The 18,729-nt window shown below is 63.8% G+C and carries 15 protein-coding genes; 3 read left to right on the forward strand and 12 right to left on the reverse strand.

The window, feature by feature from the left end; all coding sequences use genetic code 11:
* Positions 1-81: 81 nt before the first annotated feature.
* From HU751_RS03435 to HU751_RS03455, 5 genes are all read right to left on the reverse strand, one after another.
* Positions 82-1,230 (reverse strand): M14 family metallopeptidase, encoded by a 1,149-nt coding sequence (locus tag HU751_RS03435; RefSeq protein ID WP_186734308.1) that lies wholly within the window; start codon positions 1,228-1,230, stop codon positions 82-84.
* A 54-nt stretch (positions 1,231-1,284) separates the two neighbouring features.
* Positions 1,285-2,097, reverse strand: a complete 813-nt coding sequence (locus HU751_RS26765; RefSeq protein WP_189657417.1) for a DUF6708 domain-containing protein — start codon at positions 2,095-2,097, stop codon at positions 1,285-1,287.
* Positions 2,098-2,099: 2 nt separating this feature from the next.
* Positions 2,100-5,258 carry a T6SS effector BTH_I2691 family protein gene (locus HU751_RS03445; protein ID WP_217862530.1) on the reverse strand — a complete coding sequence of 1,053 codons (3,159 nt, stop codon included), beginning with the start codon at positions 5,256-5,258 and terminating at the stop codon, positions 2,100-2,102.
* A gap of 346 nt (positions 5,259-5,604) precedes the next feature.
* A complete protein-coding gene (locus HU751_RS03450) occupies positions 5,605-6,120 on the reverse strand; it encodes a DUF4880 domain-containing protein (RefSeq protein WP_186732641.1) in 516 nt (171 codons plus the stop codon).
* A 432-nt stretch (positions 6,121-6,552) separates the two neighbouring features.
* Entirely contained in the window at positions 6,553-6,867 is a 315-nt protein-coding gene (locus HU751_RS03455) for a DUF6124 family protein (protein WP_028692517.1), read from the reverse strand.
* Positions 6,868-6,956: 89 nt separating this feature from the next.
* On the opposite strand from HU751_RS03455, the gene HU751_RS03460 reads away from it, so the two are divergent.
* Entirely contained in the window at positions 6,957-7,664 is a 708-nt protein-coding gene (locus HU751_RS03460) for a S24 family peptidase (RefSeq protein WP_186732644.1), read from the forward strand.
* 353 nt (positions 7,665-8,017) lie between these two features.
* Here the strand turns inward: HU751_RS03460 and HU751_RS03465 are convergent, their stop codons facing one another.
* The 4 genes from HU751_RS03465 to HU751_RS03480 are packed head-to-tail and all read right to left on the reverse strand — an operon-like array spanning position 8,018 to position 13,573.
* Entirely contained in the window at positions 8,018-9,973 is a 1,956-nt protein-coding gene (locus HU751_RS03465; RefSeq protein WP_186732640.1) for an acetyl-CoA carboxylase biotin carboxylase subunit, read from the reverse strand.
* Positions 9,970-10,779, reverse strand: coding sequence for a gamma-carboxygeranoyl-CoA hydratase (locus tag HU751_RS03470; RefSeq protein WP_186732639.1), 810 nt, complete (start codon positions 10,777-10,779; stop codon positions 9,970-9,972). Before HU751_RS03470 ends, HU751_RS03465 begins: the two co-directional genes overlap by 4 nt.
* A 3-nt stretch (positions 10,780-10,782) precedes the next feature.
* Positions 10,783-12,390 carry a carboxyl transferase domain-containing protein gene (locus HU751_RS03475; protein WP_110733340.1) on the reverse strand — a complete coding sequence of 536 codons (1,608 nt, stop codon included), beginning with the start codon at positions 12,388-12,390 and terminating at the stop codon, positions 10,783-10,785.
* A gap of 19 nt (positions 12,391-12,409) precedes the next feature.
* Complete coding sequence (locus tag HU751_RS03480; protein WP_186732638.1) at positions 12,410-13,573, reverse strand: isovaleryl-CoA dehydrogenase; 1,164 nt, start codon at positions 13,571-13,573, stop codon at positions 12,410-12,412.
* A gap of 369 nt (positions 13,574-13,942) precedes the next feature.
* On the opposite strand from HU751_RS03480, the gene HU751_RS03485 reads away from it, so the two are divergent.
* Positions 13,943-15,613, forward strand: coding sequence for an AMP-binding protein (locus HU751_RS03485; protein ID WP_186732637.1), 1,671 nt, complete (start codon positions 13,943-13,945; stop codon positions 15,611-15,613).
* On the opposite strand, the gene HU751_RS03490 is transcribed toward HU751_RS03485, so the two are convergent.
* The 3 genes from HU751_RS03490 to HU751_RS03500 all read right to left on the reverse strand — a co-directional run bounded on the left by HU751_RS03490 (position 15,588) and on the right by HU751_RS03500 (position 16,506).
* Positions 15,588-15,848 carry an acyl carrier protein gene (locus HU751_RS03490; RefSeq protein ID WP_186732636.1) on the reverse strand — a complete coding sequence of 87 codons (261 nt, stop codon included), beginning with the start codon at positions 15,846-15,848 and terminating at the stop codon, positions 15,588-15,590. The genes HU751_RS03485 and HU751_RS03490 overlap by 26 nt on opposite strands.
* Positions 15,849-15,994: 146 nt before the next feature.
* Positions 15,995-16,234, reverse strand: coding sequence for an acyl carrier protein (locus HU751_RS03495; protein ID WP_186732635.1), 240 nt, complete (start codon positions 16,232-16,234; stop codon positions 15,995-15,997).
* Between the two features lie 104 nt (positions 16,235-16,338).
* Entirely contained in the window at positions 16,339-16,506 is a 168-nt protein-coding gene (locus tag HU751_RS03500) for a hypothetical protein (RefSeq protein ID WP_177330851.1), read from the reverse strand.
* 138 nt (positions 16,507-16,644) lie between these two features.
* Between HU751_RS03500 and HU751_RS03505 the strand changes: the two genes are divergently transcribed.
* Positions 16,645-18,663: an alpha-1,4-glucan--maltose-1-phosphate maltosyltransferase gene (locus HU751_RS03505; RefSeq protein ID WP_186732634.1), complete on the forward strand. Its 2,019-nt coding sequence runs from the start codon at positions 16,645-16,647 to the stop codon at positions 18,661-18,663.
* Positions 18,664-18,729 lie beyond the last annotated feature (66 nt).

The raw sequence follows: 18,729 nt of genomic DNA on the forward strand, positions 1-18,729 counted from the left end.
AACTCACAGTCGTAGACACTGTTTTCAAGTGGGAGCGGATTGGCCTTGTTCGCCGGCAAGCCGGCGAACAAATCGATCAGATCAACGCAGGTCGTTGGCCATCTTCAGCAACGTCTCCAGCACCGCTCCGGCCAGCGCCTTCGAGCGCTCGCCCGACCAGCCGGTGCGCGGGTTCGGCGCGTCGTCATGGTCCTTGAACGGCATCTCCAGGGTCAGCGACAGGCAGTCATGGGCCTGCCCCACGGCATTGCACGCCAAGGTCATGTTGGCTTGGCCCGGCTCGTCGCGGGTGTAGCCGTATTTGGTCTGAAAGTCCGGGGTCAGGCTGCACAGGGTGCTGCGGAACTGCTCTTCCAGTTTGGCGATGCGCGGCGTGTAGCCGGGGTTGCCCTCGCAGGCCGCGGTGAACACATGGGGGATCTCCTCGTCGCCATGGGCATCGATGAAGGCATCCACGCCATGCAGCTTCATCTGGCTCTGGGCGAAGAACACCTCGGGGCTCAGTTCGACGCTGGCGTCCTGCCAGGCGCGGTTGAGGTCCTTGCCCTTGAAGTTGGTACGCAGGTGGCCGAGGAAGGCACCGTCCGGGTTCATGTTGGGGATCAGGTACAGGTCGGCCTTGGCCAGCAGTTGCTGGATGACCGGGCCGTTGGCTTCGAGGGCGTCGATCACGCCTTCCATGAACCATTCAGCCATGTGCTCGCCCGGGTGCTGCTGGGCGATGATCCACAGCTTGCGCTTGCCGGTTGCGCCGTCGCCCGCGCGCAGCAGCGGAATGTCGCGCCCCTGCACGCTGCGCCCGCTGGCCAGCAGTTCGACGCCGGCGATTTGCCGGGCGCGCTCGATCAGCTGGTTGTGCCGGGCGCGCGGGTAGGGCTCGAAGTAGGCGAACCAAGCCTGCGCCTGTTCAGCCTTGAAGTCGAAGCTCAGGGCCTTGCCGTCGAACTGGCTGGGCACGCGGAACCAGGTCTGCTGGTCGTAGGAGGCCACGGCGTGGTAGCCGGTCCAGGCGTTCTTGTAGGAGGACTCGGCAGCGTTGTCCAGGCTGAAGCGATGGACCTGGCCCGGGGTCAGGCCGCTGGCCTTGAAGTGGAACCACTGGAAGTGGTCGCTGTGGCTGTCCTTGCGGATGTTCAGGTGGACGTGCGCAGGGTTGCTGGCGTCCAGGACCAGGATGTTGCCGGAGTCGAAATCGCAGTCGATGTGCAGCGGGGAGAGCGTCACGGTCATTGCCAGCCTCCTGTTGGCGTTGTTGTGGGAGGTACTCTACACCGCGAAAGGTGTTCAGGGTGTCACTTTGTTCGTGGCCTGTGAGTCGGTGGAGGGCACAGGGGCGGTGCGGGATTCGCGGTCTATCGCCTCTGGCCACTTGACCTCTGCTCCCAGACGCTTGGCGAACTGATACCAGAGGAGAAGGTTGTGATCTTCATTGTGTGGGGCAGGTGAAACAGCATCGAGACCATGTTGCATGTAAGTGCAGATGTAGGCCCAGATGGACTCTTCCCCATACGTATTACTCAAAGAGAACCGGTCGATGACCTTGTTGGTGCCCGGTTCGACGACGGACAACATGATCCCTGTCTTCACGAGGTGCGAGCCTTGGTGGGTGACAGCCTGTTTTCTCCAGCGTTCGGCGCGTACATCCTTCCAGTCGTAGCTGACGATTTTTATTGGCCATGGAATGAAAGGGTTCCACCAACAGAAAGTAAAGTTGTAAGCGTAGATTTTTTGACGGGTCCGGTTAAATCGTATGGGCTCGTCACGAGGGGTGGAGCGAATTAGGCGAGCAAATGAGGTTGTTTGCCAGGTTGCGATTAGTAGCGCTGCAAACCCAATGAGTAGAAAGTTGTAATCGTTGTGCTGGATGCTATTTGATATTATTTTTATGGCTATGAATATTGAAAATATGCTGGGTGGTAAGCATAAAAATAGCATTCCTCCCGTGCCGACGGAATTGCGAGGTATCTCTAGATAGATATCATCTTGGTGGTTGGAAGTTATTAGGTTGGGAGAAGGTTCGACTCTGCGAGATGATTCCGGAGGATTGAAGTCTTCTTTCCAGCCAGAACACGGGGGAATTAGGGTGGGTCTTTTCATTTTTATCTTCTCACATCCAGTTTGTCTTGTTTTTTTACGAGCCTCGCGAGGTTTGTGGTGTCGTCCTTGTCGGGCCAATAGCTGACTGTTAAATCAAAGGCGTCGATAGTTTTGAAATCTGCGGTTGGTGTGCTTCCTTCTATTCTTAGAGTCTTTCCTTGGCGAGAATTGTCCTCTGGACTGCCGATGCTCTCATGTAACTCGGTTTTTACCTTGTCGCTGTCTCCTGAGTACACGGTCGGCACAGTGTTTCTACCCGGTGAATAAACCGCCAGTGTCCATTCGTATCTTGCCTGTTCGTGAGCAAAGTTAGGAATGGTGATTGTGTAGTTCAGACGTGTTTCGAGTGGAACCGAGAAGCTGTCCCTCAGCGTGACGAGCGGCTCTATCGTTTTCGGAGGGTGTGTTTCTTTGAATGTTATATCTATTGAGGCATGCGCAGTGATGCCCAATAGGGCAGCATTCAGAGCACCTATAGCGTTGTCGTTGTCTTCTGCGACCTGCCATTCACGATGTGACGTCGGCAGCCCCCACCTGGACTGGCGTGCCCAGAGTTCCAGTGGGGAGGACTCATTTTTTTTAGCAATGGCTGAAAATGTATAGGCCATGAGTGCAGACATTACAGCTAACCCGACAGGTCCTAGAAAAGTGGTGCCAAAGTAAAGTGTGCTTATTCCCGCAACTCCCGAGGTTATTGCTAAAAAACCTGCCGCGTAGTAAGCGTTGCTAGATGTTGAGTCACCTTGTAAGTCTGTTCGTTGAGCTGCTAATGCATAATTAGTCCCATCAGCAAGTCCGGCCACGGCAGCAATGGCGCCACCGTACTTCACAAGTTGCGTCCCTTGCATCAGTGTCGAGCCCGCTGTCACGCCGACCCGGGCAGGCCGCAATATCTCGATCGCTTTCCCTGTCGCCTCAATACTCAACCCCAAAACCCCAATGGACGACGACCACACCGCTGCCAGCGCTTCGGCCTCCGCATTGCCCGGGGTCGCGGTCAGCGCGTCATGATTCCTGCGCAGGCTGTCCTGCTGGAACCACAACCCACCCAGGCTCAACATCAGGTCCGCGCGGCCCGGCCCCAGGCCAGACAAGCCACTGCGCAGATTGCCCATGGCTTCACGGGCCAGGGCGCGGGTCTGCTCCGCGCTCAGGCTGAGCAGGCGCAGGCTGTGGGCGGCCTGGTATTGCAGGCTGTCTGCCCCTATGCGCACGCTGCGCAACGCCTCGCCAGCGCTGGTACCCGCGCTGGCCTGCAGGTGCTGCAACCGGGCCTGCAGGTCCTCGGCGCTCTCCATAGTCCAGAGCACCAGTTCCACGACCTTGCCGTGCTTGCCGGACACTGCCGCGGTGATGGCGCCGCTGAGCAGCATGGCGTTGACCTTGTGCGCGGCGGGTTTGCGAAAGGCCTGGTCCAGCTGGCCCAGCAGCGCATCGGTGCGCGCCTGCAGGCCTTCGTTGAGCAGCTTCAGGTATTCGCCTGCCCTGAGCGGCACGACGAGCTGCGTCATGTGCTGACCGGCAAAACGCAGCAGCGCCGCGCTGTGCACGTAGCCGATCATCTGCCGGGCGCCGGCGGACAGGTGTTGGTGGAGGGTGTTGCCGGCATTGGCGGTGGCGGCGAGCAGTTGGCCGATGGCGTCGCGCACCGGCTTGACCATCAACTGCTGGCCCTCGTAGCTGGTGGTGAGGCCCTTGACCGTGTCGTAGACCTTGCTCAGGTCCTGGCTGGTCAAGGCCTCCAGCAGTTGCCGGAGCAGCCCTTGGTGCTTGGCGACCAGGGCCTGGTAAAGCAGGCTGTCGGGGTTTTCCAGTTCCTGTTGCCACAGCCGTTGGCTCGCGCCGAGCGTGGCACCGTCCTGCGGTTGGGTTTCGCTGGGGCCGCCATACAGGCAGGTGCCCATCATGCGCACGAAGTACTCCACCGAGCGCCAGTCGATGGCGCTGTAGTCGTTGTAGGCGATGCGTTGAAACGCCGGGGCGGCGTAGAGCTCGGCGTACAAGGTGGCGAGCTGGTCGATCAGCTGTTGGCGGTTGTGCAGTTCGGTCTCGTAGGCGCTGGCGAAGGCGCTGCGTTCGCCCTCGTCGTAGCGTTCCTCGAAGCGTTCCCGTGCCTCCTGCTGCTTGCGTTCGATCCTACGCGGCAATTGGGCCTCGACATCCACGGCGGGGAGGGGAGCCTTGGCGGCGAGCAGGGGGCTGCTGTTCCAGCGCTCGACCTCCCGTGCTTCTCGCTCGACTTCGGCGGCGGCCTCGCCGGCGGCCAGCGTGGCGTTCAGCTCGCGAATGCTGAGCAGGGCCAGGGAGGTGAAATGCTCGAAGTGCCGTTGCGGCTCGGCGCGCCAGGCCTGCAGGGCCTGGACCCAGGCGAGGCGTTGCGCGTTGCACTCCTGGACCATGCCGACAGGGTCTGGCACCGTCAGCGCGAGCACGCCGTCGGCGAGCTCTTCGCGTTGTATCAGGGCAGCGATGTACGTGCGCGTGGCCGCGAGGCGCTCGAGGCGAGGGTAGAAGCCATGGACGCTGGTGAAGGGGCCGGTGCTTGGCACGGCGTATTCCAGGACCTCGTCGAGTTGCAAGCGGTCTGCGTGCATGGCCCGTCCCACGCTGCCGGGCGCTTCGCGGGCCGCTTTCAGGTCGAGAGCCTGGAAGCGGCTGGTGAGCTCGGGGTCGTTGTTCGCGATGGCGTGCTTGTACTGGTCCAGCACGGGCTTGGGCCAGGGATCGTTGGCGAAGGCGATCCAGGCGGTCGAGTACAGCAGGGTGTTGATGTTTATGAACGACGCGATGACATCGTGATGTTCTTGCCGGCAGGCCGTGGACAAGGGTTTGCCGGCTTGCGGGGGTGGCTGGAAGGCCGGGAACTGGCGCAGCGCCCCTTCGGGGGTGACCTGGTAGGCGTGCCAGACCCGTTGATCGAGCAGCACGTAAACATAGCCCTGGCGCAGGATGCGCAACTGTTCGTTGTGCATGGGGATGCCGGCGATACCGTTGTAGTTGGGCAGGTTGCGCGTGCTCAGGGTCTTGGGGCTGGGGGCGTAGGCGGTCCGCAGCAGGAGGATGGGCAGGCCGATACGCTGGCAGGCGGAGCAGCGGGGTTTGGGGACGGGGATGGCTTGGCGTTGTGCGTCCAGGATGGATTGACTGAGGCTGAGGGTCATGGGCGCGCCCCCTTTGCAAATCGTTGGGGCAGCATGAGTCGCTGGCGCGGATAGCTGGAAGGCGCAATCTCGCATTCGGTTTTAGCGATGAAAGGGTTTGACCTGTAGCGCAGGTCGGAATGGTTAAGCATGGCGGTCCCTGTCCATTGTTGTCGGGCGCCTCAACGTGGAGAAGCGCGCTCGATGCGTGGCACAAGGCTAGGACCATAGGGGGCGTGCGGGAGGAAGTCTTGCCAACGGCTTCCTACATTGCTGTAGGAAAGTTCTCTTTGAGGGGCTGTTATGACTTCAAACCACCGGCTAGAGCGGTCGGGGCAGGAACTTTCGGGGGGGCTGAGCCCCGGGTTCAGGTCAGCAGTCCCAACGCCACGAGGGCGGCAACACCAAGCCCGACGGCAATCGAGCAGCCACCCAGCGACAGCGCCGCACGCCCTTGCCGGTACCAGCCGTCATGGCCGAGCTGTCGCGCCGGGGCGAGCAGGCTGCGCCAGCGCAGTTCGGTTTCGTGGAAGGCGCGCAGGTGCTCGGGGTCGGCATCCAGCCAGCGGCGGAAGTCGATGCGTTCGCTGGCGGTCACCTGCGGGCTCTGCAGGCGCACGTACCATTGGCCGGCGATGCTGGCCAGCGCGTCGCCGGGGGCGCGGGCGGTCTGCAGGGCCTGGTTCATGTGGCGCTCGATGCTGATCAGCGGCAGGTCCAGGCGTTCGGCGATGGCGGCGAAGCCCTGCTGGTCGAGGCGGTTGAGCAGGAAGACTTGCTGGACCCGGCGGGGCAGGCGCTTGAGCGCGTGCAGCAGCGCGTCTTCGCCATGCTGTTCGGCGGTGCGCGGGTCGTGCTCGAGGGGCAGCAGCAGGCGGGTCATGGACAGCTCCTTGCTCATTAAGGAAAGGGGTGGGGGCATCTTCCTTGACGCGAAGCCAGCTTAGGCTAAACGAGATTGATTCTCAAGTGCTGATTCCGCAAAGATTTGTAATGAGCGTTCACGTCCTGACACAGTTTTGCTATCATCTCCGCCATCAACGATCTTCATTAGCCTGAAGAGCCAAAAAAAATGACCCGGCAAAAAGCCGGGTCAAAAACCGTGATTAGCCTGATGAGGAGATAATCTGAGCGTCCGACCTGAGGACGTTGCAGGTTATCCAGCGGGTCTCGCGACCTGCTGAGTGCAATAATAATCGTTATCATTTGCCAGTCAAATGATTTTTCCGCGATTGGCTAAAAAATATCTAACTGACGCACGCCTCGTCCCCGGCAATCGGGGCTTTTGCCGTTCGTCGGCCATCACGTTCTCCCTTCAGATCGATGCCTTTTCCGTGGCGTGGCACTGCTCCAGCAGGGCCCGGGCCATGTTGACCATGTGCATCAGCGCAAACACCACTTCCCGCGTCGTGCCCTGCAGATGGTTGCCGGTTTCCTGTGCCGTGGCCGACGCGCAGCGCAGCAGGGCCATGGCATGGTCACAGGCCTGGGCGTTGCTGACACCTTCGCGCAGGGTCCATAGCGAGCGCTCCAGGTCGCGAGGCGTGGGGGTGGGGTTGAGGTAGAAATCGAGGGCACGGCGGGCTGCTTCTTCGTCGAGATCTGTTTCCGTTTCTTTCGAGATGCTCATCCTGATTACCTGCGAATACCAATAGGGGAAAGGTGAAGTCTGATTCTAATACCTAAAGTATTGAAATGTGTTTTGGCAAATACTACTTGATGTGTATTGAACGCAGGGAGGCAGTCCGTATCGTGCCTGCGATGAATATGGACAAATGGATAGCCCTGGTCCGGGAACGGATCGAGGAGCTCGATATCTCCCAGGAGCAGCTTGCCGAACGCGTTGGGGTCTCCCAGGGCAGCATCGGTCATTGGCTGAAGAAACGCCGTCAGCCCCGGGTCGACTCGATGAACCGCACGTTCATCGAGTTGGGCATGCCGCATTACCAGGTCAGCATGCAGCTGCGTGTGTTGGGGCAGGTGGGCGAGGAGCGGGCGCGTTATGGCCTCAAGGACGAGGATGACGACGACGGGCTGGCAAAATACTTCGTGTGTTTCCGCTATCCGGTACGTGACTGGAGCACGTTGGGTCAGCAGGAGCAGGAAGCGCCGGAGGTCTTCGAGCAGACTGACTACTTGGCCCAGGGCAAGGCGTTCTGGCTGACGGTCGAGAACGACACCATGAGTGCCGCCAGTGGCAGGAGCGTGCCCGAGGGGGTTCGAATCCTGGTCGATGATGGTGTGCCCGCCGAGCCGGGGCGTCTGGTGATTGCCCGGCTGCCAGGCAAGTCCGCGATCTTTCGGCAGTTGACCGAGGAGGGTGGGCAGCGGTATCTGAAGGCGCTCAACAATGCCTATCCGACCCTGGTGTGCGAGGAGGGCTGCGAGTTCCTTGGTGTTGTGGTGCGGATGCACGGGGTGCTCTAGGTTCGCGCGCAGGTCGTGTTGGGGCTGCGAGGTGCCAGGCGGGAGTCTTGCAGCGCTCTTGAGATCGAGCGCCGCCCGCGCGGCGCATCGCGGATGAATCCGCTCCTACATTTGTTGCAACGTACCGAACCTGTCAGGCCATGGTTGCCAGCCTTGGCGTAGGCCTTGAGACAGGTGGGGCGGCGGCAATGCCCACCGAAAAACCGCGTCGTGCAAACAAGGCTAACAACCATGGCCTATCAGGCGTGGCCACGTTGCAACAAATGTAGGAGCGGATTCATCCGCGATGCGCCGCGCGGGCGGCGCTCGATCTCATAGGCGAAACAACCCTTTCGGCGAACACATTGCCGCCGTTACGCCCCCTCCAACTCCACCAGCACTGTCCCTTCGCTGACCATATCCCCCTCCTGGCAGAACAGTGCCTTCACCGTCCCGGAGTGGGGCGCCCGAATGCTGTGCTCCATCTTCATCGCCTCCAGCACCACCAGCGCGGTACCGGCCTCGACCACCTGCCCTGGCTCCACCAGCACTCGCACGATACTGCCATTCATGGGCGCACCCAGCCCGCCTTGGTGACTATGGCTGGCCTCGGCCGCCGCAATCGGGTCATGAACACTGACCGCGTGCAACTCACCCTGCCACTGCAGGTACAGCGTGCCACCCCGACGCACCGCCAGATGCCGACGGCGCAGGCCGCCCTGGTCATGACACAGCTGCTCCCCCTCCAGGCGATAAGTCGAAGGCGCACTGCGCTCCAGTGCCACCGCCTGCTCATGCCCTTCGCACTGCAAATGCAGGCTGCTGCGCGCCGGCAAGCCCAGGCGCAGGCCATCGCGGGCCGCCCACGGTGAAGCGCGGTCGTCCTGGCGCTGCAGTGCAGGCTCGCCTTGCAGCCAGGCCTCGGCGGCGGCCTCCCAGAACTGCGCCGGCAGCGCCTGGGGCGCAGGCAGCAATACGTCCTGGTGACGCGGAATGAACCCGGTGTCCAGCTCCGCCTCGGCAAACGCCGGGTATGCAAGGATGCGGCGCAGGAAGGCGATATTGGTCTTCACCCCGCCAATGGCGAACTCATCGAGCATCGCCAGCAAGCGCAGGCGTGCCTGCTCGCGGTCCTGCCCCCAGGCAATCAGCTTGCCCAGCATCGGGTCGTAGAACGGCGACACCACGTCGCCCTCGCTGACGCCGCTGTCCACCCGGCGGCCTTCGCCCGGCGCCGACTCGCGGTACAGTGCCAGGGTGCCGGTGGCCGGCAGGAACTCGTTGGCCGGATCCTCGGCGTACAGCCGCACCTCGATGGCATGGCCGATCAGCGGTACCTGCTCCTGGGTGATCGGCAGCGGCTCGCCGCAGGCCACGCGGATCTGCCAGGCCACCAGGTCGAGCCCGGTGATGGCCTCGGTGACCGGGTGCTCCACCTGCAGGCGGGTGTTCATTTCCATGAAGAAGAACTCGCCACGGGCATCGAGCAGGAACTCGACGGTGCCGGCGCCCACGTAGCCGATGGCCTGGGCGGCGCGCACCGCGGCTTCGCCCATGGCCTGGCGCAGCTCGGGAGAGAGGCCCGGTGCCGGGGCTTCCTCGACCACCTTCTGGTGGCGACGCTGGATCGAGCAGTCACGCTCGTTGAGGTACAGGCAGTTGCCGTGCTGGTCGGCGAACACCTGGATCTCCACATGACGCGGCTTGAGCACGTACTTCTCGACCAGCATCCGCGCATCGCCGAACGACGACTGCGCCTCGCGCTGCGCCGAGGCCAGGGCGTCGGCCAGCTGGCTCTCGTCCTCGACTACCTTCATGCCCTTGCCACCGCCCCCGGCGCTGGCCTTGAGCAGCACCGGGTAGCCGATGCGCTCGGCGGCGGCGCGGAAGGTCTCAAGGTCCTGGGCCTCGCCGTGGTAGCCGGGCACCAGCGGCACGCCGGCGGACTCCATCAGCGCCTTGGCCGCCGACTTGCTGCCCATGGCATCGATGGCGCTGGCCGGTGGGCCGAGGAAGATCAGCCCGGCCTGTTCGATGGCACGGGCAAAACCGGCGTTCTCCGACAGGAAGCCATAACCCGGGTGGATCGCCTGGGCGCCGCTGGCCTTGGCGGCGGCGAGCAGCTTGTCGATCACCAGGTAGCTTTCGGCGGCCTTGGTGCCACCGAGGTCGACACGGATATCGGCCTCGCGGCTGTGCCGCGCCTCGCGGTCGGTGGCGCTGTGCACGGCCACGGTGGTCAGGCCCATGGCCTTGGCGGTGCGCATCACCCGGCAGGCGATTTCGCCGCGGTTGGCGACCAGTAGGGTGGTCAGCGTGGGTCGGCTCATGGGCGCGGCTCCTTGTTGTCTTGCCAGGCGGGGCGGCGTTTTTCCAGGAAGGCGCGCAGGCCCTCCTGGCCTTCGGCGCTGACGCGGATGCGGGCGATGGTGTTCTCGCAGTAGCGGCGCAGGGCCGGGCTCAGTTCTCCGGCGTCCACCTCGCGCAGCAGGTCCTTGGTGGCGCGCAGCGCCTGCGGGCTGTTGTGCAGCAGGTTGTCGACCCAGGCCTCGACCTGGGCGTCCAGCTCGCTGGCCGGGTACACCTCGGCCAGCAGGCCCAGCTCACGGGCGCGCACGCCGCTGAAGCGTTCGGCGGTGAGGGCGTAGCGGCGGGCGGCGCGCTCGCCGATGGCCTTGACCACGAACGGGCTGATCACCGCCGGGGCCAGGCCGATGCGCACTTCCGACAGGCACAGCTGCGCGTCCTCGGCGCCGATGGCCATGTCGCAGCAGCTGATCAATCCCAGTGCGCCGCCGAAGGCTGCGCCTTGCACCACGGCCAGGGTCGGCGCCTTGAGCCGGTGCAGGGCGTACATCAGCTCGCCCAGCTCGTGGGCGTCGTCGAGGTTGGTGTTGAAGTCCAGCTGCGCCGACTGCTGCATCCAGGCAAGGTCGGCGCCGGCGCTGAAGTGCCGGCCGCGGCCGCGCAGCAGCACGAAGCGCAGGCTGGCGTCTTCGGCCAGCTGGTCGAGGGCGACGATCAGTTCGCGGATCATCTGCGCGTTGAAGGCGTTGTTCTTGTCTTCCCGGCTCAGCCACAGGGTGGCGAAGCCGCGAGGGTCCTTGACCAGTTCAACGGTGGCGAATTCGCTCATGGGTCACATCCGGAAAATGCCGAAGCGGCTCTGTTCGATCGGGGCGTTCAGCGCGGCGGACAACGCCAGGCCGAGCACATCGCGGGTCTGCGCCGGGTCGATGACGCCGTCGTCCCACAGCCGGGCGCTGGAGTAGTAGGGGTGGCCCTGGCGCTCGTACTGGTCGAGGATCGGCTGCTTGAGCTTCTTCTCGTCTTCGCTGCTGAACACTTCGCCACTGCGCTCGCTCTGCTCGCGCTTGACCTGGGCCAGCACGCCGGCCGCCTGTTCGGCGCCCATCACGCCAATACGGGCGTTAGGCCACATCCACAGGAAACGCGGGTCGTAGGCGCGGCCGCACATGCCGTAGTTGCCGGCGCCGAAGCTGCCGCCGATGATCACCGTGAACTTCGGCACCTGGGCGCAGGCCACCGCGGTCACCAGCTTGGCGCCGTGCTTGGCGATGCCGCCTTCCTCGTACTTCTTGCCGACCATGAAGCCGGTGATGTTCTGCAGGAACAGCAGCGGGATGCCGCGCTGGCAGGCCAGTTCGATGAAGTGCGCGCCTTTTTGCGCAGCTTCGGCGAAGAGGATGCCGTTGTTGGCCAGGATCGCCACCGGGTAGCCGTGCAGGTGGGCGAAGCCGCACACCAGGGTGGTGCCGAACAGCGCCTTGAATTCATCGAACACCGAACCGTCGACCAGGCGGGCGATCACCTCGCGCACATCGAACGGCTGCTTGGCGTCGGCCGGGACCACGCCGTACAGCTCCTCGGCGTTGTACAACGGCGCGATCGGCGCCTGGCACTGCAGCTTGCCCTGCTTGTGCCAGTTGAGGTTGGCGACGCTGCGCCGGGCGATGGCCAGGGCGTGCTCGTCGTTGTCGGCGTAATGGTCGGCCACGCCGCTGGTACGGCAGTGCACGTCGGCGCCACCGAGGTCCTCGGCGCTGACCACTTCACCGGTCGCGGCTTTCACCAAGGGTGGGCCTGCGAGGAAGATGGTCGCCTGCTGGCGCACCATGATCGCCTCGTCGGCCATGGCCGGCACATAGGCGCCACCGGCGGTGCACGAGCCCATCACCACGGCGATCTGCGGGATCCCCAGGGCGCTCATGTTGGCCTGGTTGAAGAAGATCCGCCCGAAGTGCTCGCGGTCGGGGAACACCTCGTCCTGGCGCGGCAGGTTGGCGCCGCCGGAGTCCACCAGGTAGATGCACGGCAGGCGGTTCTGCAGGGCGATGGTCTGGGCGCGCAGGTGCTTTTTCACCGTCAGCGGGTAGTAGGAGCCGCCTTTGACCGTGGCATCGTTGGCCACGATCATGCACTCCACGCCTTCGACGCGGCCGATGCCGGCGATCACGCCGGCGGCCGGCACGTCTTCGCCGTAGACTTCATGGGCGGCCAGCTGGCCGATCTCGAGAAACGCCGAGCCTGGGTCGAGCAGGCGGTCGATACGCTCGCGGGGCAGCAGCTTGCCGCGGGAGGTGTGCCGCTCCTGGGCCTTCGGCCCGCCGCCCTGACTGACCTGGGCGAGCAGGCCGCGCAGGGCCTGGACCTGTTCGAGCATGGCCGCGCTGTTGCTGGCGAATTCCGCCGAGCGCGGGTTGATCTGGGTATGCAAGGTAGCCATGGACGCCGGTTCCTTGTGCTCAGCGGGTTTCGTTGAACAGTTCGCGGCCGATCAGCATCCGGCGGATCTCGCTGGTGCCGGCGCCGATCTCGTACAGCTTGGCGTCGCGCAGCAGGCGGCCGGCCGGGAACTCGTTGATGTAGCCGTTGCCGCCAAGGATCTGGATCGCTTCCAGGGCCATCTGCGTGGCGCGCTCGGCGGTGTACAGGATCACCCCGGCGGCGTCCTTGCGGGTGGTTTCGCTGCGGTCGCAGGCCTGGGCCACGGCGTACAGGTAGGCGCGGCTGGCGTTGAGCTGGGTGTACATGTCGGCGATCTTGCCCTGGATCAGCTGGAACTCGCCGATGCTCTGGCCGAACTGCTTGCGGTCGTGGATGTACGGGACCACCAGGTCCATGCAGCTTTGCATGATGCCGGTGGGGCCACCGGCGAGCACCACGCGCTCGTAGTCCAGGCCGCTCATCAGCACGCGCACGCCGCCGTTGAGCTGGCCGAGGATGTTTTCTTCCGGTACTTCGACGTCATCGAAGAACAGCTCGCAGGTGTTGGAACCGCGCATGCCGAGCTTGTCGAACTTGTTGCTGCGGGTGAAGCCTTTCCAGTCGCGCTCGACGATGAACGCGGTGATGCCGTGGGGGCCCTTGTCCAGGTCGGTCTTGGCGTAGATCACGTAGGTGTTGGCGTCGGGGCCGTTGGTGATCCAGGTCTTGCTGCCGTTGAGCACGTAGCGGTCGCCGCGCTTTTCGGCACGCAGCTTCATCGACACCACGTCGGAGCCGGCGTTGGGCTCGCTCATGGCCAGGGCGCCAATGTGCTCGCCGCTGATCAGCTTGGGCAGGTATTTGAGCTTCTGCTCGTGGGTGCCGTTGCGGTTGATCTGGTTGACGCACAGGTTGGAGTGGGCGCCGTACGACAGGGCCACCGAGGCCGAGGCGCGGCTGATCTCTTCCATCGACACCACGTGGGCCAGGTAGCCCAGGCCGGCGCCGCCGTATTCTTCAGAGACGGTGATGCCCAGCAGGCCCATGTCGCCGAACTTGCGCCACATGTCGGCGGGGAACAGGTTGTCGTGGTCGATCTGCGCGGCGCGCGGCGCCAGTTCGGCGGCGACGAAGGTGCGCACCTGGTCGCGGAGCATGTCGATGGTCTCGCCCAGGGCGAAGTTCAGGCTGGGGTAATGCATGGGAGGCACCTTCTTGTTCTTGAAATTCGAGGTACCACGGCGACCTTGTGGAAACCGGCTTGTGGAAGCGGGGTTGTGGGAGCGGGGTTGTGGGAGCGGGCTTGCCCCGCGATGCCCGTCAGAACGGCCAGCTGTGTTGCCTGGTCCGGCCTCATCGCGGGGCAAGCCCGCTCCCACAACTCCGCTCCCACAACTTTGTTTTCACAACCTCGTTACCACAAGGCCGCCGTGATGCGTGGTTGACGTTAACGTAAACCTGCCTTCCAGGGCTGTCAATCGGAACATCACCTTTACGTAAACGTAAATCTGCGCCAGAGTAATTGCCGCCTGCTTCAGTCATGCCCAGAACAACCACAAGAAGGGACAACCATGCCTCAACCAAGCTACACGCGCGGCCGTCAAGACAAACCATTGCTCACCCTGACCATCGGCCAGGCCTTCGATGCCACCGTCGCCCGCCACGGCGAGCGCGAGGCGCTGGTGGTGCGCCACCAGGGATTGCGCTACAGCTGGCGCGAGCTGGCCGCCGAGGTCGACGTGCATGCCAGGGCCTTGATGGCGCTGGGCGTGGAGGTCGGCGAGCGGGTCGGCATCTGGGCGCCCAACTGCGCCCAGTGGTGCATCCTGCAGTTGGCCACGGCCAAGGTCGGCGGGATCCTGGTCAATATCAACCCGGCCTATCGCGTGGGTGAGCTGGAATATGTGCTGCGCCAGTCCGGCTGCCGCTGGCTGGTGTGCGCCGATGCCTTCAAGACCTCCGACTACCACGCGATGGTGCAGGAATTGGTACCTGAGCTGGCGCTCCATGCCGTGGGCGAGCTGGCCAGCGAACGCCTGCCCGACCTGCGCGGGGTGATCAGCCTGGCCGTCAAGCCGCCCACGGGCTTCTTGCCCTGGACCGCGCTGGCTGGGCGGGCAGGGCAGGTGGAGCTTGCCGCCTACGAGGCCCGTCAGCAGGGCCTGCAGTTCGACCAGCCGGTGAACATCCAGTACACATCCGGCACCACCGGCGCGCCCAAGGGCGCGACCCTGAGCCACTACAACCTGCTCAACAACGGCTACATGGTCGGCGAGAGCCTGGGCCTGACCGAGCAGGACCGCATGGTGATCCCGGTGCCGCTGTACCACTGTTTCGGCATGGTCATGGGCAATCTCGGCTGCATCACCCACGGCAGCGCCCTGATCTACCCCAACGACGCCTTCGACGCCGAACTCACCCTGCGCGCCGTGGCCGAGGAGCGCGCGAGCATCCTCTATGGCGTGCCGACCATGTTCATCGCCATGCTCGATCACCCCAGCCGCGCCGCGCTGGACCTGTCCACACTGCGCAGCGGCATCATGGCCGGCGCCACCTGCCCGATCGAAGTGATGCGCAAGGTCATCGAGCAGATGCACATGGCCGAGGTGCAGATCGCCTACGGCATGACCGAGACCAGCCCGGTGTCGCTGCAGACCGGCCCCGACGACGGCCTGGAATTACGCGTGACCACCGTGGGCCGCACCCAGCCGCAGTTGGAGACCAAGCTGGTGGACGCCGACGGTCGCATCGTTGCCCGGGGCGAGATCGGCGAGCTGTGCACCCGGGGCTACAGCGTGATGCTCGGCTACTGGGACAACCTGCAGGCCACCCATGACGCCCTCGATCCGGCCGGCTGGATGCACACCGGCGACCTGGCGGTGATGGACGACGAAGGCTACGTGCGCATCGTCGGGCGCAACAAGGACATGATCATTCGTGGTGGCGAGAACATCTATCCGCGTGAGCTCGAGGAGTTCTTCCACACCCACCCGGCGGTGGCCGAGGCGCAGGTGGTGGGGATTCCGTGCAGCAAGTATGGCGAGGAGGTGGTGGCGTGGATTCGCCTGCACCCCGGGCACAGCGCCAGTGCCGAGGAACTGCAGCTGTGGTGCAAGGCACGGTTGGCGCATTTCAAGACGCCACGGCATTTCCGCTTTGTCGATGAGTTTCCGATGACGGTGACGGGGAAGGTGCAGAAGTTCCGGATGCGCGAGATCAGCGTGGAGGAGCTGGGGGGCTAGGCATCGCCTTGAAGACCAGGTCGACCAGCTCGGCAAAGGTGGTATAGGTCTGGACTTGATCGGGAATGAAGATGCCGAATGTCTCCTCCACGATTGCTTGCAGCTCCACCACGTCGAAACTGTCGGCGCCCAGTTCGTCCATGGCGATGTTCGGCCGGATCCGGTGCAGGCTCTGTTCGAGGAAGCCGGCGAGGATCCATTGCAGGTGGAAGGCGATGTAGAGGCGCGAGCGCATGCCTGGGGCTGCCGTCAGGGAGGAGAGTCTCTCTGTACGCGACTCTGGAAGAGTCTGCTACTGGCAGAAATACCAGGTGTGTGATTGTCTGATTTGTGCGCCAAACTGTCCCGCTGGGGCACGGGACAGTTACCGGCTTTGGCGTATTACTTGGGGGACTTTTCTCGTACTAGCACGAGGAGATCATTTACCGTTTTGACGTTTTCCACTTGATCTCCATCGAGGGTGATACCGAATACTCTCTCGGCAGATATGACAATCTCGGTAATATCCAGATCGTCTGCACTAAGATCCGTCTCAAAGTTCGCAGTGGTGATGACATCTGCCTCTTCAATACCAAGCTGCTCAGCGATAACCTTATTCAGTCGTTCTTCCACGTTGTCCATAACAGTACCCTCATGTAAGTGACATGAGCGTTGTAGGCTGATGGATCGTGCTGCGCTACTGGCAGAAATATCAGGTGGCCCCGCCTGCCCCACCACAACCTTGTCTATCCTCTACCTTTCACCGGCGGCTCCTCGCTCGGCGGGTCGCCCACGGTCGGTGGCACGGTCGGCTTGATCGGCAGCTCATCCGGATCCTCTTCGGGCACCGGCGGCGGCAAGGTCGGGTCGTCGATGTTCGGGTCGGGTGTCTCCGGTGGAATGGGAATGTTCATGGGCCTGGCCTCGCGGGATGAATGAAGCGGTGTCGCAGGCTTTGACCCAGGCCTGCGCCCGACGCTCATTTTTTTTGAACCCCCGCGCGCCAACACGGCTCTGAACCCTTACCGCCACCAGCTCAGGGGAGCAGGTCGATGTCTGGTAAAGAGCCGTTCGAAAGCGTGCCCATGGCCAACGATCACCCGGACCAGGCCATCAGCCTGTCCCAGGCGCTGCTGGCGCCGCGCATCGTGATCGAGGACGCAAGCCCGGTGCTCGACGGCGGCACCTTCGCCGCCAAGGCGGTGCGCGGGCACAAGGTCGAGGTGACGGCCAAGGTCTACAGCGATGGTCACGACCGCCTGGCGGTGAGCCTGAACTGGCGCCAGGCCCACAGCCGGCGCTGGCACTGCGTGACGATGCACTCGCCGGGTAACGACCTGTGGTTGGCGGACTTCACCCCCACCGAACTGGGCTTGCACCTGTTCAGCATCGAGGCCTGGATCGACCCTTTCGCCACCTACTGCCACGACCTGGAGAAAAAGTACGCCGCCGGTGTGGATGTGAAGCTCGAACTGGAGGAGGGCCGGCTGCTGCTGGGCCAGGGCATCGAGCGCAGCGACGGGCTTTTGCGCGAGCAGCTTGAACGCTTGCAACAGCGCCTGCCGGATTTGCCGGTGGATGAGCAGGTGATGTTGCTGCTGCACCCCGACGCGGCCCAGCTGATGGCCGAGGCCGAGCACCGCAGCTACCTCACCCGCAGCCGCGAGTTTCCCCTGGATGTGGACCGCGAGGCGGCGCTGTTCGCCAGCTGGTACGAACTGTTCCCGCGCTCGATCACCGACGATGCCGAGCGCCATGGCACCTTCGACGACGTGCACCAGCGCCTGCCGATGATTCGCGACATGGGCTTCGACGTGCTCTACTTTCCGCCGATCCACCCCATCGGCATGAAGCACCGCAAGGGCCGCAACAACGCCTTGCAGGCCGAGCCCGGCGACCCCGGCAGCCCCTACGCCATCGGCAGCCCAGAGGGCGGGCACGATGCCATCCACCCACAGCTGGGCAGCCGCGAGGACTTCCGCCGGCTGGTCGCCGCCGCCGCCGAGCATGGGCTGGAGATCGCCCTGGATTTCGCCATCCAGTGCTCCCAGGACCACCCCTGGCTCACGGAGCACCCCGGCTGGTTCAGCTGGCGCCCCGACGGCAGCATCCGTTACGCCGAGAACCCGCCGAAGAAGTACCAGGACATCGTCAACGTCGACTTCTACGCCCCCGAATCGGTGCCGAGCCTGTGGCTGGCCTTGCGCGACGTGGTGGTCGGCTGGGTGGAGGAGGGCGTGAAGACCTTCCGCGTCGACAACCCGCACACCAAGCCGCTGCCGTTCTGGCAATGGCTGATCGCCAATGTGCGCAGCCAGCACCCCGAGGTGATCTTCCTCGCCGAGGCCTTCACCCGCCCGGCGATGATGGCGCGCCTGGGCAAGGTCGGTTATGCCCAGAGCTACACCTATTTCACCTGGCGCAACAGCAAGCAGGAGCTGCGCGAGTACTTCGAGCAGCTCAACCAGCCGCCGTGGAGCCAGTGCTACCGGCCCAACTTCTTCGTCAACACGCCGGACATCAACCCGTTCTTCCTGCAGACCTCGGGCCGCCCCGGCTTTCTCATCCGCGCTGCGCTGGCGACCATGGGCTCGGGCTTGTGGGGCATGTACTCGGGCTTCGAGCTGTGCGAGGGCACGCCGCTGCCGGGCAAGGAGGAGTACCTGGATTCGGAGAAGTACGAGATCCGCCCGCGCGATTTCACCCAGCCCGGCAACATCGTCGCCGAGATCGCCCAGCTCAACCGCATCCGCCGGCAGAACCGCGCCCTGCAGACCCACCTGGGGGTGGTGTTCCTCAACTGCTGGAACGATCAGATCCTGTATTTCGCCAAGCGCACGCCCGAGCGCGACAACGTGATCCTGGTGGCCATCAGCCTCGACCCGTACAACGCCCAGGAGGCCAGTTTCGAGCTGCCACTGTGGGAGTTGGGGCTGGACGATAACGCCGATACCCAGGGCGAGGACCTGATGAATGGCCACCGCTGGACCTGGCATGGCAAGACCCAGTGGATGCGCATTGAGCCGTGGCACCAGCCGTTTGGTATCTGGCGCATCGAGAAGCTGCGCTAATCCTCTGTAGGAGCGGCCTTGCCGAGACGTCGGACCGGTCGGAAAGGGCTGCAAAGCAGCCCCGGC

The sequence above is a fragment of the Pseudomonas peradeniyensis genome (assembly GCF_014268935.2).
In the GTDB taxonomy this organism is placed as follows: Bacteria; Pseudomonadota; Gammaproteobacteria; order Pseudomonadales; family Pseudomonadaceae; genus Aquipseudomonas; species Aquipseudomonas peradeniyensis.

Excerpts from the sequence above, each read along its gene's own strand:
- HU751_RS03435 (WP_186734308.1), bottom strand. The coding sequence starts at position 1,230 with ATGACCGTGACGCTCTCCCCGCTGCACATCGACTGCGATTTCGACTCC.
- HU751_RS26765 (WP_189657417.1), bottom strand. The coding sequence starts at position 2,097 with ATGAAAAGACCCACCCTAATTCCCCCGTGTTCTGGCTGGAAAGAAGAC.
- HU751_RS03445 (WP_217862530.1), bottom strand. The coding sequence starts at position 5,258 with ATGACCCTCAGCCTCAGTCAATCCATCCTGGACGCACAACGCCAAGCC.
- HU751_RS03450 (WP_186732641.1), bottom strand. The coding sequence starts at position 6,120 with ATGACCCGCCTGCTGCTGCCCCTCGAGCACGACCCGCGCACCGCCGAA.
- HU751_RS03455 (WP_028692517.1), bottom strand. The coding sequence starts at position 6,867 with ATGAGCATCTCGAAAGAAACGGAAACAGATCTCGACGAAGAAGCAGCC.
- HU751_RS03460 (WP_186732644.1), top strand. The coding sequence starts at position 6,957 with ATGTGTATTGAACGCAGGGAGGCAGTCCGTATCGTGCCTGCGATGAAT.
- HU751_RS03465 (WP_186732640.1), bottom strand. The coding sequence starts at position 9,973 with ATGAGCCGACCCACGCTGACCACCCTACTGGTCGCCAACCGCGGCGAA.
- HU751_RS03470 (WP_186732639.1), bottom strand. The coding sequence starts at position 10,779 with ATGAGCGAATTCGCCACCGTTGAACTGGTCAAGGACCCTCGCGGCTTC.
- HU751_RS03475 (WP_110733340.1), bottom strand. The coding sequence starts at position 12,390 with ATGGCTACCTTGCATACCCAGATCAACCCGCGCTCGGCGGAATTCGCC.
- HU751_RS03480 (WP_186732638.1), bottom strand. The coding sequence starts at position 13,573 with ATGCATTACCCCAGCCTGAACTTCGCCCTGGGCGAGACCATCGACATG.
- HU751_RS03485 (WP_186732637.1), top strand. The coding sequence starts at position 13,943 with ATGCCTCAACCAAGCTACACGCGCGGCCGTCAAGACAAACCATTGCTC.
- HU751_RS03490 (WP_186732636.1), bottom strand. The coding sequence starts at position 15,848 with ATGCGCTCGCGCCTCTACATCGCCTTCCACCTGCAATGGATCCTCGCC.
- HU751_RS03495 (WP_186732635.1), bottom strand. The coding sequence starts at position 16,234 with ATGGACAACGTGGAAGAACGACTGAATAAGGTTATCGCTGAGCAGCTT.
- HU751_RS03500 (WP_177330851.1), bottom strand. The coding sequence starts at position 16,506 with ATGAACATTCCCATTCCACCGGAGACACCCGACCCGAACATCGACGAC.
- HU751_RS03505 (WP_186732634.1), top strand. The coding sequence starts at position 16,645 with ATGTCTGGTAAAGAGCCGTTCGAAAGCGTGCCCATGGCCAACGATCAC.